The sequence below is a fragment of the Thermogemmatispora tikiterensis genome, from assembly GCF_003268475.1.
GTDB classification, from domain to species: domain Bacteria; phylum Chloroflexota; class Ktedonobacteria; order Ktedonobacterales; family Ktedonobacteraceae; genus Thermogemmatispora; species Thermogemmatispora tikiterensis.
Genome location: NZ_MCIF01000002.1, coordinates 1,390,995 through 1,406,412 on the forward strand (window position 1 = coordinate 1,390,995; position 15,418 = coordinate 1,406,412).

General features: G+C 57.7%; 10 protein-coding genes. All 10 read left to right on the forward strand.

From position 1 onward, the window contains the following. Window positions 1-4 precede the first annotated feature (4 nt). The gene (locus tag A4R35_RS05655) at window positions 5-1,525 is read left to right on the forward strand and encodes an O-antigen ligase family protein (protein ID WP_112427375.1); all 1,521 of its coding nucleotides are present in this window, start codon (window positions 5-7) and stop codon (window positions 1,523-1,525) included. 47 nt (window positions 1,526-1,572) lie between these two features. After that, window positions 1,573-3,819: a glycosyltransferase gene (locus A4R35_RS05660; RefSeq protein WP_112427377.1), complete on the forward strand. Its 2,247-nt coding sequence runs from the start codon at window positions 1,573-1,575 to the stop codon at window positions 3,817-3,819. Beyond that, window positions 3,816-5,468 carry a lipopolysaccharide biosynthesis protein gene (locus A4R35_RS05665; protein ID WP_112427379.1) on the forward strand — a complete coding sequence of 551 codons (1,653 nt, stop codon included), beginning with the start codon at window positions 3,816-3,818 and terminating at the stop codon, window positions 5,466-5,468. The genes A4R35_RS05660 and A4R35_RS05665 overlap by 4 nt, the downstream gene beginning before the upstream one ends. Next, window positions 5,465-6,733 (forward strand): glycosyltransferase, encoded by a 1,269-nt coding sequence (locus A4R35_RS05670; RefSeq protein ID WP_112427381.1) that lies wholly within the window; start codon window positions 5,465-5,467, stop codon window positions 6,731-6,733. The genes A4R35_RS05665 and A4R35_RS05670 overlap by 4 nt, the downstream gene beginning before the upstream one ends. Beyond that, a complete protein-coding gene (locus A4R35_RS05675) occupies window positions 6,730-7,986 on the forward strand; it encodes a glycosyltransferase (protein ID WP_112427383.1) in 1,257 nt (418 codons plus the stop codon). The genes A4R35_RS05670 and A4R35_RS05675 overlap by 4 nt, the downstream gene beginning before the upstream one ends. A gap of 58 nt (window positions 7,987-8,044) precedes the next feature. Then, a complete protein-coding gene (locus tag A4R35_RS05680; RefSeq protein WP_112427385.1) occupies window positions 8,045-8,776 on the forward strand; it encodes a polysaccharide deacetylase family protein in 732 nt (243 codons plus the stop codon). Window positions 8,777-8,871: 95 nt separating this feature from the next. Further along, window positions 8,872-10,017 carry a hypothetical protein gene (locus A4R35_RS05685; protein WP_112427387.1) on the forward strand — a complete coding sequence of 382 codons (1,146 nt, stop codon included), beginning with the start codon at window positions 8,872-8,874 and terminating at the stop codon, window positions 10,015-10,017. Window positions 10,018-10,389: 372 nt separating this feature from the next. Beyond that, the gene (locus A4R35_RS05690; protein ID WP_112427389.1) at window positions 10,390-12,435 is read left to right on the forward strand and encodes a non-ribosomal peptide synthetase; all 2,046 of its coding nucleotides are present in this window, start codon (window positions 10,390-10,392) and stop codon (window positions 12,433-12,435) included. Window positions 12,436-12,566: 131 nt separating this feature from the next. After that, window positions 12,567-13,814, forward strand: a complete 1,248-nt coding sequence (locus tag A4R35_RS05695; RefSeq protein ID WP_112434028.1) for a cytochrome P450 — start codon at window positions 12,567-12,569, stop codon at window positions 13,812-13,814. 10 nt (window positions 13,815-13,824) lie between these two features. Beyond that, window positions 13,825-15,418 (forward strand): condensation domain-containing protein (locus A4R35_RS05700; RefSeq protein ID WP_223258214.1); only part of this gene is annotated, 1,594 nt, incomplete at its 3' end.

Here is a 15,418-nt window from a genome sequence, read left to right on the forward strand (position 1 = left end):
GACTATGAGCATCGTTCAGAAGACAACCCAGCGCTCAATGTCAAGCGAGCGTGGAGGGAGGGAGCTGATCGCTCCCTCCACAGGGCATGTTGCTCTCCTCATCGGGGCTTTGATCCTGATGGGCATGCTGGAAGTTTTCGCTCCTTTACTCGTCGGGACAGTCATTCCTTCCACCAGTGTGACCCGCCAGGCCGCCTCGATGTCAACAGCCTTGATCGCCGGCCTGCTATTTTTAGTTTTGCTGCTTTACCTGCGCTGCGACGAGATTCTGGCGGTGGCCGTTGCCCTGATTCATCTCTACCTTGACTTCTATATGTCCCTCATCGCGACAGCTCAGCTGCTCGCGCTCGTCCTTTTGCTGGTGTTCTTCCTCGGTCGCTCACAGCAGCGTCCTTGGGCAGAACCTCGTCCACTCTGGCTCTGGCTCCTCTTTTTAGGCCTGACTTTCTTTCCCTCCCTACGCGGAGCCACAAATTTGGATGATGCTCTCTTCTATTATCCGAATGTCATCGCCGGTTCCTTCCTTTTCTTCTGGCTGGGTCTGAATACGGCACGTAATCTGAAAAGCCTCTGGCTGGTCATGGAATTCCTGGCCGCCTTTGGTGCTTTGATCGCTGCTCATACGATTGTAATCGCGCTGACAGGCAAATTTATCCTGGGCACCTCCCTTCACGACCCATTCCTGAAGAGCGTTTCGAATTTCACTCTCGGCGATACCGGTGTACAACGCGTAGGGGGCTTCTTTATAGACCCGAATTGGAATGGGACCTTCTTCGCCTTCGTGCTCTTCATTCCTCTGGGCCTCTACGCACACAGTCGCTCCTGGCTGGCCCGCCTGCTTTATCTGGGTGAGGCACTACTGATTGGGCCTGCGCTGCTCTTCACATTCAGCGGTGGCGCCTGGGTAGCTGCCTGCTGCGGCCTGGCCTTCTTCCTGCTCTTCGTGGACAGCTGGAAGCTACGCCTGCAGATCGTTTTGAGCATCTTTCTCGTCTCACTCATCTTGATTCTCTTCTTCTTCGATCAGCTCCAGCTCCTCTTCGCTCATCTGACAGGCCAAGGAGAGCTATCACTGCGCCTGGGCGCCTGGGAAACGGCTTTGAATGTGATTATGGCTTATCCACTCACAGGCGTGGGTTTCGGCTTGAGCATCTACATGCAGGTCTCAGATCCCTACCGCTCGCCACTTCAGTATGTGCCGCTGGCACATCCCCACGATTCCTATCTGGAATTTGGGGCGATGGGCGGCCTGCCAGTCTTAGCAGTCTTCCTCGCACTCTTGATCTGCTACCTGTGGAAGGCCTGGCGCACCTGGCGTCTCTGTGATCAGCGCCATCGCGCACTGCTTGCCGGGGGCCTGGCTGCCGTTGGAGCGCTGTGCATCAATAGCATCAGCATCAATGGCTGGACTCTGCCACCCCTGGCCTGCTTCGGCTGGCTCATGTTGGGCCTGCTCTCTTCTCCTCTGCTCCTGGCTAGCCTGGCCCCCACTTCCGCCATGATGGATACGCCCATGCGCGATTAATATATCTGATCTCTTCTAACTGACAGGTGCATCTCTGGAGAAGATCTATGTCTATCTCTTATGAGTATGAAAAAGTGCGTAGTGGTAGTGAGCGCCAGGAAGGCGGCTGGCCTCAACAGCCCGGCCCCTATCCTGCAGCGGTTCTAGAGCTTTGTCTAAGCCTGAGCAACCCACTGGCTGCCAGTACGATCGCCTTACCAACAGCCTGGCGCGCTCTGGACCATTGGAATCGCTATCTAGAGAGCGGTGATCACCAGGAAAGGGATCTCTTCCTTGAAGAAACCAGGCACTTGCTCGCTTTGGAGCAGCCTCTCAACAATGGAGCTGGCGGCTGGTTGCTAGTCTCGACTCGACCCGGTGGCAGGGTGGCGCTTTGCCTCTCCGCCCTTATGCAGAGCTGCGCCCTGGCCGTCTTGCTGCGCGCTCTGAGTATGACTGGTGACCAGGTTCATGCATTGGCGCTGGAGCGCTGTCTGGAAACCTTCCGTTGCGATATCCTGGATGGAGGTATTTGCTCCCCGCTCTATGCTGACGGGATCTTTTTCGAGGAGCTGGCGCTTTATCCGGCCCTCCACAGCTTCAACGGCATGGCTTTGGCCTTGCTCAGCCTCCACGAGCTGATACTGTATTGGCCCGCTTGCGATGAGGCGAGTCGACAGCTTTTCCAGCAAGCTCTCACTACCTTTGAGCAGAGTTTGAGTGAGTTCTCCGGGCCTTTTTGGCCCTATCGTGACCTGGCCACGCGCCATCTGGCAACGCCCCAGGAGCTAACTCTCCAGATTGCTTTGCTGGACGCCCTGGCGACCTCGACGAAGAGCGAGGTTTGTGCCCACGCCCTCCAGCGCTGGCAACGTTATGCGAGAAGCCGGCAGGGCCGCCTGCGCTACCGCTGGTGGCATACCCGGCATTCCTTGAGTGCACGTCTCTGGCGTCGCTGGCAACCGCGCCTTTTTCCACGCCCGCTGGACTCCTCCAACCAGCTGCGCGTCTGCGTCCCTCTCCCGGCTTTTCCAGCCATCGGTGGGGTTCTCACGGTCCTGGAAGGCATTGAAGAGGCCATGCAGGGCCATTGGAGAATGGAATATCTCACACGAGCCATTACTGACCAGGAGACTGGTAGGTATATAATCCATCGCTTTGGCCGCTCCTGGATGGGCGCCTCCCACTTCCCGTTTGTCTGGTTCTATGTCTTGACCGGCGCCGCCAGGCTGTTTGCTTTGCTACGCCAGGGGACAGCTTTTGACCTTGTACTGCCGCAGGATGCAGTCTTCTCTGCCTTGCTCTCCGCCCCACTGGGACGCCTGGCCGGTGCACGCGTGATTTGTATTGATCACGGTCATCTGACGCTGCTCCAGGAAGATATTCATCCACTACACCTGGCCGAGCGCAGGCGTCTGCTCGCTCATCGCAGTCGCCTGCGCCGCTTTATCGGGCGTGTGCAGGAGTGGTGCTACTGGCCCTCCTATCGCCTGATGCTCCGCTTAGCAGCCCGATGTGTTGACCAGTATCTGGTGCCAGGCGTCGCGGGCGATGGCGTGGAGACGATGGCAGCACGTTTCGGTATCCCCGCCAGCCGCGTGGTGCGCTTCGCCAGCATGGTCAATATCGAGCGCTATCCAGTGCCCTCTGAGGAGGAGCGCGCGCGTCGCCGCCAAGAATATGGGTTAAGGCAGGACGATATGGTGGTGGCCATCGCCTGCCGCCTTACGCCAGAGAAAGGCCTTGATCTCGCGCTGGCCAGCCTGGCTCGTGCCCTGGAGCATTTACAGCCCGGTACCCGAGCCAGGGTGCGCCTGATGATTGCCGGCGATGGACCTTTGCGCCCGGAGCTTGAGCAGACGATTGATCAGCTCCAGCTCCAGGAGCATTGTGCTCTCTGGGGCGAGCTGCCTGCGCCTGAGATTGCCCGGCTCCTTTCGATCAGCGATATTTTTCTCTACACTAGTACCCGCGGCGCTTGCTTCTCAATGGCCGTACTGGAGGCAATGGCCGCAGGCTGCGCAGTGATTGCTTCAACCCGTCCGCCCTCGAATGCGCTGCTGCTTGCCGAGGGACGCGGCATTGCAGTCAGACCGGCTGATATAGAGGAGACCGCCAACGCGCTCGTACGCTTGCTCGCCAACCCTGCTCTCTGCCGCCAGATGGGTCAGGCCGCTCGGGCCTATATTGCCGATCGACACAGTCCCGAGGCTTTCCGACGGGTTCTGCTCCGGGCCTCTGGCTGGGCAGCTCTGGAGCAGATCACTACAGAAACGGTGGCCCGTACCGGCCTAGAGGGGGAAGTTGAGGATTGAAGCCAACAACACCACAGCCTTACCCAGCCTACCCAGGGCCAGGGCCGCAATATCCACAGTATGCGCCGAGCTATCAGCCAGCGCCAGCGGTGCAGGTCGCTCGACCAGTGCAGCCGGCCCTGCCAAGGACGCCGCAACCCAGTACCCCAGCACCAGCCCAGGAGAAGCGCAATGACTATGTGGGTCAGCTGCGCACGCTGGTCAAGAGCAGCGGGATCTACGCCCTCTCCTCTTTGGCTGGCCCGCTGACCTCACTGGTGCTGGCTCCTTTTCTGACGCATGCGCTCTCGCGCGACGAGTATGGTGCTCTCTCCGTGCTGCTCTCAGCTATCTCGCTGATCGCTGGCATCACTCAGCTCGGCCTGGGGAATGCCTTTTTTCGCGCCTATGGCTACGACTATGAATCGCGCAGCGAGCGCCTGCGCGTGCTCTCGACGCTGGTGGGCCTTCTGCTGGCGATCTCGATTGTGGTCACCCTGGCCATGTCTTTAGGCGCAGCCTTCATTGCCTTGCTCCTCTTCCAGTCAGCCCTTCTGACAGCGCCAGTGCAGGCCGCAGCTTTGGTGGTGCTGCTGCAGAATTTGAGCGTGCCGGGCCTGGCCTGGCTGCGAGCGGAGAACCGTCCTACGCTCTATGCGACACTTTCGATCGCTAATCTACTCGTGGGCCTCGTCGCAACCTTGCTCTACGTGGGACCCATGCATTTGGGCATGACCGGGGCCTTGCTAGGCACAGCCAGCGGCTATGCCATTGTGGTTTTCGGCATATTGCCTGTGATCCTCTGGGAAGCAGGCCTGACCTTCGACCGAGAGATGGCTCGCAATATGTTATCTTTCGGCGTACCACTGGTGGCAAGCTTCGTGTCCGTCTGGGTGCTGCAGCTCTCAGATCGCTATCTCCTGAGCCGTTTTGGCTCGCTGGCCGAAACCGCCAGCTACTCGATTGCCTATACACTGGGCAACGTCCTGGGCGTGCTGGTCATCTCGCCTTTCAACCTGGCCTGGCCTACGACTATGTTCTCTGTAGCTCGTCGCCGCGACGCGCCTCAGATCTTCAGACTGATCTTCCGCTGGTTCAGTGTGGTCCTTTTGCTGGCCGCCTTTGGCCTCTCACTCGCCGGGAAGTTCTTGCTAGAGGTCCTCTTCCCCGCCAGCTACCAGGGGGCCTCGCCTGTGATCTCTTTAGTGGCCATGTCTATGGTCTTTTACGGCATTTACAACGTCTTCAATGTAGGAATATCGATCAAGAGAAGAACATGGTATGCAGTAGTTCTGACGGCAGAGGCTGCTATCTTTAACGTGGTGTTGAATGTGGTACTCATTCCCCTCAGTGGCGCACTCGGCGCGGCCTTTTCAACACTACTGGCCTACGCTTTCCTCTCGTTTCTCGCTTATCTGGTGAACAACCAGATGTATCCAGTGCCCTTCGAGGTCGGCTTCTTTCTCTGCGTGCTAGCCATCGGGATCGCCCTCTACTTCGTCGCGGCATTCCTCGCCCAAGGCCTCGATCCGCTGAGCAGCGCCGTTCTTTATGGGCTGACCTGGCTGGCCTACGCCGTCATCCTGCTGGTACTGGCTCGCCTGCCACTACAGCAGCTTGCTCGCCTGCGCTATTCCTTTCCCGGAAGGAGAGTGAAAAGAAGCCTATGACTACGGTATCTGAAGCCCCAGATGTGACTGTTGACCTCACGCCGCTTTTTCAGGGACAGCGGGTTGTCATGCTCAGGTTCGCCCCAGCCATTGGCGATGCGCGCTTGTGGCGCACCGCTATTGCTCTGAAGGAGGCAGGTCTGCAGGTCACCATTGTGGACGTTGTCGGGTCATACACCTCTCCCCGCGAGGAGATTCACCAGGGGATCAGGCTGAAACACATTCTCATGCCCGCCTGGTTTACTCCAACGCGCTTTAAGCCCTGGTTCCTGGTGAAGCTGCTCCGCCTCAATCTATTAAGTATTCTCTATCTTCTGCAGGAAGAGGCAGACATCTATCATTCATTTGTGGAGCATACATTACCAGCTACCTTTGTAGCAGCGAAACTGCGACATAAGCCCCTGATCTTCGATTCGCCTGAACTGCCTCTGTCTGATCGAGCAGTCCAGCATTGGCCTCGCCTCCTGGCGATTGCACGCCGCGTGCTGCGCTATCTCATTCGACACAGCCAGGGGGTAATCGCTGTCTCACCGCCTATCGTCTCCTTCATCGAGCGCGAGTACGGCGGCCAGCGTGTCACGCTCCTGCGCAATGTACCACCTTACCGGCAGGTTGAGCGCGCTAACCTTTTACGCGAGAAATTAGGTTTATCAAATGATATCCGCATTGCGCTCTATCAGGGGAATTTACAGGAAAACCGTGGCCTCGATCTGCTTGTGCGGGCCGCTCCATTTCTTGAGTCAGACGTCGTGATCGTCATGCTCGGGGCCGCCCGCGCGCCAATACAACAGAAACTGCAGCAGCTAATCGCCGAGCTTGGGGTAGAGGAGCGTGTGAAACTGCTGCCGCCCGTTCCCTACGAGGAACTCCTCAGTTGGACTGCTTCAGCCGACCTCGGCCTGACCCTGCTTCCCTCCGATTACTCGCTGAGTATCCGCTACTGCCTGCCAAACAAGTTTTTTGAGTACTTGATGGCAGGACTTCCCGTGCTTAGCTCTCAGCTGGATGTGATTGCCGAGCTGATCCAGATCCACCAAGTGGGAGTGGTTGAGCCGTCGCGTGATCCAGCCACCGTTGCTGCCACCATCAATCGGGTCATTCACGACCAGGAGGCTCTGGAGCGCATGCGCTGCCACGCCCTGGAGATTGCGCGTCGCGAGTTCAACTGGAACCGTGAGCAATTTCATCTGTTTGAACTCTATCAGGCGCTGCTGCCAGCAAGCTCGACTAGCGCGTCAGCGCCACAGCAGGAGGAATCACTTTGACAGAGTTGTTAGCCAGCCAGCGCCCCAATAAGGCTACCGAGGCTTCAAACAGAGAGCGTGCAGGAGGTTTACCCCCCCTGCGGGTCTGTATGCATGTACTGGGCCAGGGAAAGAGCGATGTACGAGTAATGCGGGCCGCCACCGCGCTCAGCGCCGCCGGGTGTCATGTCAGTGTGGTCGATTTGGAGTCCCAAGAACAACCTGCTCGTGAGCAAGTCCAGGGCATTGCTCTGCAGCATGTACGGCTGGCCCCCGAGTTTTTCTCATCTCGTTTCAAACGTCGCGCTCTACTGCGAGCTGCCTCTCTCTTCGTGCGCGGTACGTGGCAGGTGCTGAGCACCGACGCGGATGTTTATCACGCTCATGATGTTGCCGCTTTACCAGCTTGCTACCTGGCCTCGCGCCTGCGCCGGAAACGGCTGGTCTTTGAGGCTCACGAAATGCCTCTGGAGGAGCATCCCCTCTCTTCGATGAACCGGGGGCGGCGCTTGCTTCACCATCTGCTAACCCTGCTCATGAAGGGGATGATTCCAGCCAGCGATGGCGTGATCACGGTCTCTCCACCAATTGTTGAGGAGCTTCAGCGTCGCTACCGGATCAAACACCTGGCGCTGGTACGCAATATTCCTCCCTATCAGCAGGTGGCACGTACTAGACGGCTACACGAGGCCCTCGGCCTTGCACCTCAGATCCGCCTCGCACTTTATCAGGGACGCCTCCAGGCCAACCGCTCGCTGGATCTTCTGGTCAAGGCTGCCCGCTATCTTGATCCCGAGATCGTGATTGTGCTCTTAGGGAAAGGATTGGGCAATGCCGCAGAGGAGCTGGAACAGTTGATTGCGGCAGAGCAGGTCAGCGACCGCGTGAAGCTCTTGCCCGCAGTACCTTACGCTGAGCTGTTGAGCTGGACAGCCTCGGCAGATCTGGGCTTACTGGTCGCCTCGCCCGACTATTCGCTGAATGTGCGGATGTTTCTGCCCAATAAGCTGTTTGAGTACATTATGGCCGGCGTACCCGTTCTGACCTCGGCCCTGCCTGCCGTGGTAGAGCTGGTGCAGGCTTACGGCCTGGGTGAGGTGCTTAGCGAGCTTACTCCTCAAGCCATTGCCAGGGCCATTAATGGAATGTTCGCCCGCCCAGAGAGGCTGGCTACCATGCGCCAGTATGCTCTACAGGCGGCCTCCTCCGATCTGCATTGGGAGAAGGAACAGGAAAACCTACTGCAACTATACCAGCAGATCGTCAACAGTTAAAAAATCAGCAGACTATAAAGTTCACTCATAGTAGAAACCAGAAACAGGTAGAAGAGCAGTGGAAGACTTTACTTTACAAGGCTATCGTCAACTCCTCTCGGCCTTTGCCAGCCGAGGCTACCGTTGCTCGCTTTTTGATGCTCTTGAAGAACGGCTAGCAAGCGGTGAGCGGATACTGCTTCTGAGACACGATATTGATATCAGCCTAAAAGCAGCTCTGGAGATTGCCCGGGTCGAACACGAGTTAGGCTTCCAGGCCACGTATTTTGTGATGCTGTCCTCTCCATTCTATAATGTACTTAGCACAGAAAGTGCTCGTCTTCTAGAGCAGATTCATAATTATGGACATGACATCGCCCTTCATATTGATCTACAGGATTATCACGGTCAGCGTCTTGACGTTGCCCAAGAAATAGCGATCCTGGCTCACTTCTATCCCTATGTCAAGCGGGATATCGCGAGCGTCCACAGTCCGCGCACGCTCTCCAGCATTCCGGTAGAAGAGGCCAGGCCGATCTATAGGGTCTACCATTTAGCTCAGCGGGGCGATCTTGCCTATATCAGCGATTCAACAGGACGCTGGCGCTATGGCCACCCGCTGCAGTCAGCCGCTTTTCGTGAAAAGAAGGCGATTCAGCTCCTGACACACCCCATTTGGTGGGTGGCCGAAGGAGCAACACCCAGACAGAAGCTGGAAAGCTGGCTCTATCGCAGCTACGAGGGGAACCTGGAACTGGCTAAAACCTTTCTTCCCAAGCTTTTTGGCCAACAGGAGGTCGAGACGACTTAGTCATCGGCAAGAAGATCTCAAGAGCAGCGGGGCCGGGCCGGTCGCCATTCTGGCATGACCATCGCGCAGGAAGTCAAGCAGGGAGCGACGAACGTATGAAGCAGGTGTATCATTGGCAGAAGCGTGCCTTTTTGCTGCTCAGCGTCTCGGTTATAGTCATCCTGGTAGGAGCTGGTTGGCTGCTACATCCCTGGTGGGTGATTACCAACTCGCCGCTGGTTTCTCAACTGACCATCAGCAGCCCGCGCTTCTCCGGCTCCAGCGGACAGGAAAGCCGCTTCAAGGACCTGCGCCTGATCGGCGGCTTCACCGTCGGAACCCCTGCCGAGGTAGCTGAGGCTGCTGCCTTGGGGATGCGGGTTGTCTTTGAGTACGGCAATCCTCCCTCGCCTGAGAGCGAACTAGGGCAGGCGCTGCAGGCTGCTCACATGCAGGTCATCGATGGCTATATCTCTAGCTATCTGCAGTATTACGAGTGCCACCGCACAAAGACGGTCAAGCCACCACCGCCCGGCGCCCATCCTTACTGCGGGCGTGACTCTGTGCCGATTCCAAGCGAAGAGGCTTTGCTTCAGCTTGTCAGACGGCATCTCGAAGAGACCCGGTCTAATCCGCTCATTCTGGGTTACTGGGTGCTCGATGACTGGGTGCTGTGGGACCCCGGCAGCGCCCGTGAGCTGTTAATCAAGTTCCATGACTTGATCCAGCAATACACACCACAGCGCCCAGCCATCTGCGGTTTTGGCGCCTCGCCTCCTTCAGGTTTCGACACCGGCTGGCACGACGCGGTGGCGGCTAACTTCACGCCCGAGGGCTGCGACATGATCGGTCTCTACATCTTCACAGTCTTGCAAGCCAAGGAGGATGCCTCAGCCAGCCGCTATGACTGGTCGATGCGCAGCACTCTGAATGCCATGTTCGCTAGCCTGCAGAAACGGGGCTGGAACTACACTCAGACACCTCTGATTGGGATCGCCCAGGCTTTCGGCGGCCCCTCGACGCGTCCAGGCTTGAGCTGGCCCCTGCCAAGCACTGCCGATATTGTTCAGCAAAGCCAGAGCTTCTGCCAGCATGGAGCTACCGGCATCGCTTATTACGGCTGGGACGCCAATCTCTACAGTCCGCAGACCCAAACGCCTGCCAATAATCGCGCTATTCAGGAGGGCATTCGTCAGGGTATTGCCGCCTGTCAGCACATTTGGAGCACAGCCGAACAGGGGACTCCCCAGGCAATGGATTAGGTCCGCCCGAAAGCGGTCATCAATGCCGGCAAAGACGGCTATCATATTCAGCTAAAAAAGCTATCCCAGAGGAGCTTCCCAGCCAATAGAGCAGTATACTGTTATCTGACGTTCTTCTTCCTAACTCATTTGAAGGCGCATTCGTTCATACGCGCTCCCCGAGCAGGGAGTCTGGTAGATAGGGGGGATAGTAAGCAGGAATGAAGCACTTCAGAGCAGCTACAGCCACAACGGATTCAGTGACTTTTCAACAGACGTACCCTCAAGGGTATTGTCTATCTACGCTTAATCAGCAGGCTGTCTTGATCATAGCCTCCTCCCGGGAGAGGCAATAAAGATCTATGATTTATTTGGTAGGAGCAAGCTATTCATATGGATCTTCAGCAAGAAGAGCTGCACAGTAGCAAACTCTCTGCGCTAGCAATGGTGGCTAGAGGTGTAATCGAGGAGAATCCCGGTCGTCTCCTGGCGAGCGAAGCAGAACAGCCACCCAGCCTCTGGGCCGCAGTTAAACGAGATTATCCACGTGATGCCTGTATACCGGCTCTTGTTGCTCAGCAGGCGCGCGAGCGCCCGCAGGCCCCAGCAGTAGTGACAGCGGGGACTACTTTGAGCTATCAGGAGCTCAACCGGCGAGCCAATCAGCTGGCTCATTATCTCCGAGCGCTAGGGATCTACCCTGGTGTTCCGGTCGGCCTCTACCTGGAGCGCTCACCGGAGATGGTAGTGGGGCTACTAGCTATTCTCAAAGCCGGCGGGGCCTATTTGCCACTTGACCCGTCTTATCCCCACGAGCGCGTATGCTTTATGCTGGAGGACGCGCAGGCCCCCGTATTGGTCACAACTTCTCGTCTGGCCCGCCAACTTGAGCAGGAAACAGCGATCCCGACGAGGCAACGTGTCTACCTAGATCAGGATGCCGTCAAGCTGGCTGCCCAGTCAACGGGAGAGATCCAGGAACAACAGGCCAGGGCAGCCGATCTGGCCTACGTGATCTATACCTCGGGTTCAACCGGGCGCCCCAAGGGTGTGGAGGTCACCCATGATAGCCTGCTGAATTTGATCTTCTGGCACCAGCGTGTCTTTTCCGTGAGCGCTGCCGATAGGGCCAGCCAGGTGACCAGTCCAGCTTTTGACGCAACCGGCTGGGAGCTTTGGCCTTATCTGACATGCGGCGCCACTGTCTATTTGCCGGCTGATGAGCTTCGTCTCTCCGCACCAGCACTGCGTGACTGGCTGGTTGAGCAGGCAATCACCATCGCTTTCTTACCAACGCCGCTGGCCGAACGTTTGATCCAGCTCCCATGGCCTCGCGAAACTGCTCTGCGCTTCTTGCTGACGGGAGCCGATACGCTCCGCCGCTATCCACAGCCCGGCCTGCCCTTCACGCTGGTGAACAACTACGGACCGACCGAGGCCACGGTGGTAGCGACTTCCGGCCCTGTGCCGCCAGTGAGCGAGCCGTTGGCAGAGCCTCCATCTATTGGCTGGGCTATTGACAATACGTCGATTTACATTCTCGATGAAGCGCTCCGCCCTGTGCCCTGGGGAACACCTGGCGAGCTGTATATCGGCGGCCAGGGAGTGGCTCGTGGTTATCGAGGACGCCCAGAGCTGACCGCTGAGCGTTTTCTCCCTGATCCATTTGCTCAACAGCCTGGGGCCCGGATGTATCGTACGGGCGATCAGGCACGCTTCTTGCCAGATGGCCAGATTGCCTTCCTGGGCCGCCTGGATACTCAGGTCAAGATTCGAGGCTATCGCATTGAGCTGGACGAGATAGCCACGGTGCTCAATCAGCAGCCGGGGATCACTGCCAGCGTCGTCATCGCTCGCGAGGAGCTACCTGGCGAGAAGCAACTCGTGGCCTATGTGGTCACCTCGCCAGAAGCGCGTCCCACACCCTCCCAGCTGCGTACGGCGCTCGCCAAGCAGTTGCCCGATTACATGCTTCCCACGATCTTTGTGCGTCTGGAAGCCCTGCCACTGACTGTGCATGGCAAGATCGATCGGGCGGCATTACCCCCACCTGAAGCCAGCGAGATCCTGTCAGAAGCTCCAGAGACAGGAGAGGCAGACATAGAAAGCCTGGCTGCTCTGCCTGCGACAGAGGCGGCTGCGGACCCAGCCAACGCTATCGAGCAACAGGTGGCCGAGGTAGTCTGCTCGCTGCTGGGACGCCCAGCAATCGATGCTAATGCCAACTTCTTTATGCTCGGTGGCCACTCTCTGCTGGGGGCCCAGCTCATCTTACGCCTGACCGAGCTGTTCGGGGTACAGATTTCGCTGCATACGCTGTTTACCGCACCGACAGTACGTCAGCTCGCCGCTTGCATCGAGCAGCTACTGCTTGAGCGCCTGGCCACTATGAGTGAGCAGGAAGCCTGCAGCTTGCTAGAGCAGTTGCAGAACAGGTGAAGCAGGGAGAGAAGCGTGTAACGCGCCTGCTGGCTGCCAGAATAGGGGGAGAGAGCAGCCAGCCTGGTTTGCGACTGCAAGAAGAAGAAACGGTCAGTCTTGTTGCTGGACAAGAGGAGCCCAAGACAATTATGCAGGAACCGAGGTCGGTGACGCCGCCGCAGCGGCAGGAGCCACCACTAAGTCTGTATCATCTACTCGATCCAGAGATTCTGGCCAATCCTTATCCGCTATACCACCGCCTGCGTCGTGAGGACCCTGTTCACTGGGACCCCTTTTTACACGCCTGGGTAGTGACGCGCTATGCCGATGTCATTACGGTCTTTCAGCGCTTTTCTGCTCAGCGCACGCCAACCCCTGAGCAGCTAGAGGCTATGGGGATGCAGGCGTTGACTCCTCTGGCCCGCGTCATGGTGAAGCAGATGCTGTTTCTGGACCCGCCAGCCCATACGCGGGTGCGCAGTCTGGCAGCGAAGGCTTTTACTCCTCGCCGCGTGGCCGTGCTGCGCGAGCATATCCGCGACATCGCTCACAGCTTGCTCGATCGCGTTCAAGCTCAGGGACACATGGACGTGATCGCGGACCTGGCTTACCCTTTACCGGCGATCGTCACTGCAGAGATGCTGGGGGTGCCAACGGAGGATTGGCAGCAGTTGACAGCCTGGTCAGCTGATTTCGCGCAGGTGCTCGGGAACTTTCAACATAACCCGGACCGCGTGGCTCAGGTGATTCGCAGTCTCAATGAGATGACTGCCTATTTTCGCACAGCCATCAGGGAAATCGAGCGCCATCCGCGCGAGGGCTTGATCCATGCATTCTTGACCGCCGAGATCGATGGCGATCGTCTGAGCGAGGAGGAGATTATCGCCAATACGATTATTACGATGGTGGGAGGGCAGGAGACAACGACCAATCTGATCGGGAATGGCGTGCTGAGCTTACTGCGCCACCCGGATCAGCTTGCTCTACTGCGCGCAGATCTCTCACTGATCCCATCGGCAGTGGAGGAGTTGCTGCGCTACGAGAGTCCCAGCCAGCATACGGCTCGTCTGGCCCCCGAGGATACAGAACTGGGTGGGAAGAAGATTCGGAAGCGCGATGCAGTGATCGCGGTTATGGGTGCAGCTAATCGCGATCCAGAGCGCTTCCCCGATCCCGACCGCCTCAATATTCGACGCGAGGACAATCGCCATGTGGCCTTCGCCTGGGGCAGTCATTTCTGCTTCGGGGCAGCTCTGGCGCGTATTGAGGGTCAAATTGCCATCGAGCTGATTGTGCGTCGCCTGCCCAGCCTCCGGCTGGAGCCAGGTCCGCTTGTCTGGCGTGAGAATCTCGGCCTGCGTGGCCTCAAAAGTTTGCCGGTATCTTGGGAAAGGTGAGAGGTGAACGATGAGCGAGAATCACTCGGCGGAGAATGTACGACAACTACTGCTAGAGCAGTTGCGCCAGAAGAAATTGGTCGGCGAACCTCTGGCTCAGAGGCTGCTAACACCGCTTCCCCGATATGAGCGAGGACAGGTTCTGCCGCTCTCGTTTGGGCAGCAGCAGCTGTGGTTTCTCTCTCGCCTGGCAAAGGAGCCAGTCTATAACGAGTGCGTGACTGTCCACCTGCCAGGCTCTCTCGACCGCAAAGTATTCGAGCGCAGCTTTAACGAGTTTATCAGACGCCATGAGATCTGGCGCACGAGCTTTCCCGAGAAGAATGGACAGCCTATTCAAAAGATCCATCCCTTCGAGCCGATTGAATTGCCTTTTGTGGATCTGCGGCATCTTCCTCCAGAAGAGCGAGAGAAAGAGGCTCAACGTCTGGCTGCCGAGCAGGCTCGCCTCCCTTTTGATTTGGCAAACGGTCCTCTTGTGCGCGGTCTGCTTATTCGATTTGAGGATCGGCTCCATCGCCTCTATCTAACTTTACATCATATCATTTTTGATGGAGTCACTCTCTACCAGGTTTTTTTGCCAGAACTGTGGACACTCTATCAGGCATTTTGCGCTGATCGCTCCTCACCTCTGCCTGAGCCAGCTTATCAGTACGCTGACTACACGCTCTGGCAACAGGCTTCTGTCAATCAGAGCTTACTTGATCAACAGCTCGCCTATTGGCGAGAGGCGCTTGCAGGGGCACCGGCGTTGATTAATTTGCCTACGGATTTCCCAAGGCCGCCAGTTCAAAGCTTCCGTGGGGGGATGGTACCTTTCACCCTGAGCCAGGAGCTAACCGAGGCACTCAAGAGGTTGGCGCGTGAGGAAGGTATGACGCTTTATATGGTCCTGATGGCCTCTCTCCAGCTCTTGTTGTATCGCTATACGCAACAGGAGGAGATTGTAGTTGGAGCAGTCCTGGGAAGCCGCGAACAACGTCCCGAGTTTGCCAGGATGCCAGGATATTTTTTGAATACGCTCCCGCTCACTTGCAAGTTGACAGGCAGTTCGAGCTTCCGCTCACTATTGCAACAGGTCCGCGAGAGAATAATAGGGGCAATTGCTCATCAGGATATACCTTTTAGCTACCTGGTGGAGCAGCTCCAGGTGGAGCGCTCAGCGGCATGGAATCCACTGTTCCAGGTAACCCTGACGCTGGAGCCACAGCTGCCAGTGCTGCCTTCGGGCTGGACGATTACGCAGATGGATGTGAGTGCGGGGGCATCTAAGTTTGATCTTTCGCTGGAGGTGGATGACCGACCCGATGGGAGATTGATCGGGCGCTTTGAGTATAGCAGCGAGTTGTTTGAAGAGCAGACCATTGTCCGGCTCGCCCGCCACTGGCAGACCCTGCTCTCCTCCCTCGTCTCCGACCCTTCCTGCTCCCTCGCCTCTCTCCCCCTCCTCTCTCCCGAGGAACGCCACCAGCTCCTCGTCTCCTTCAGTTCCTCCTCCCAGACCCTCCCTCCTTCTCCCGCTCCTGCTATCCACCTCCTCTTCGAAGCCCAGGCCCAGCGCTCTCCCTCCTCCTGCGCCCTCCTGGACCTGCCTTCTGGCTCCT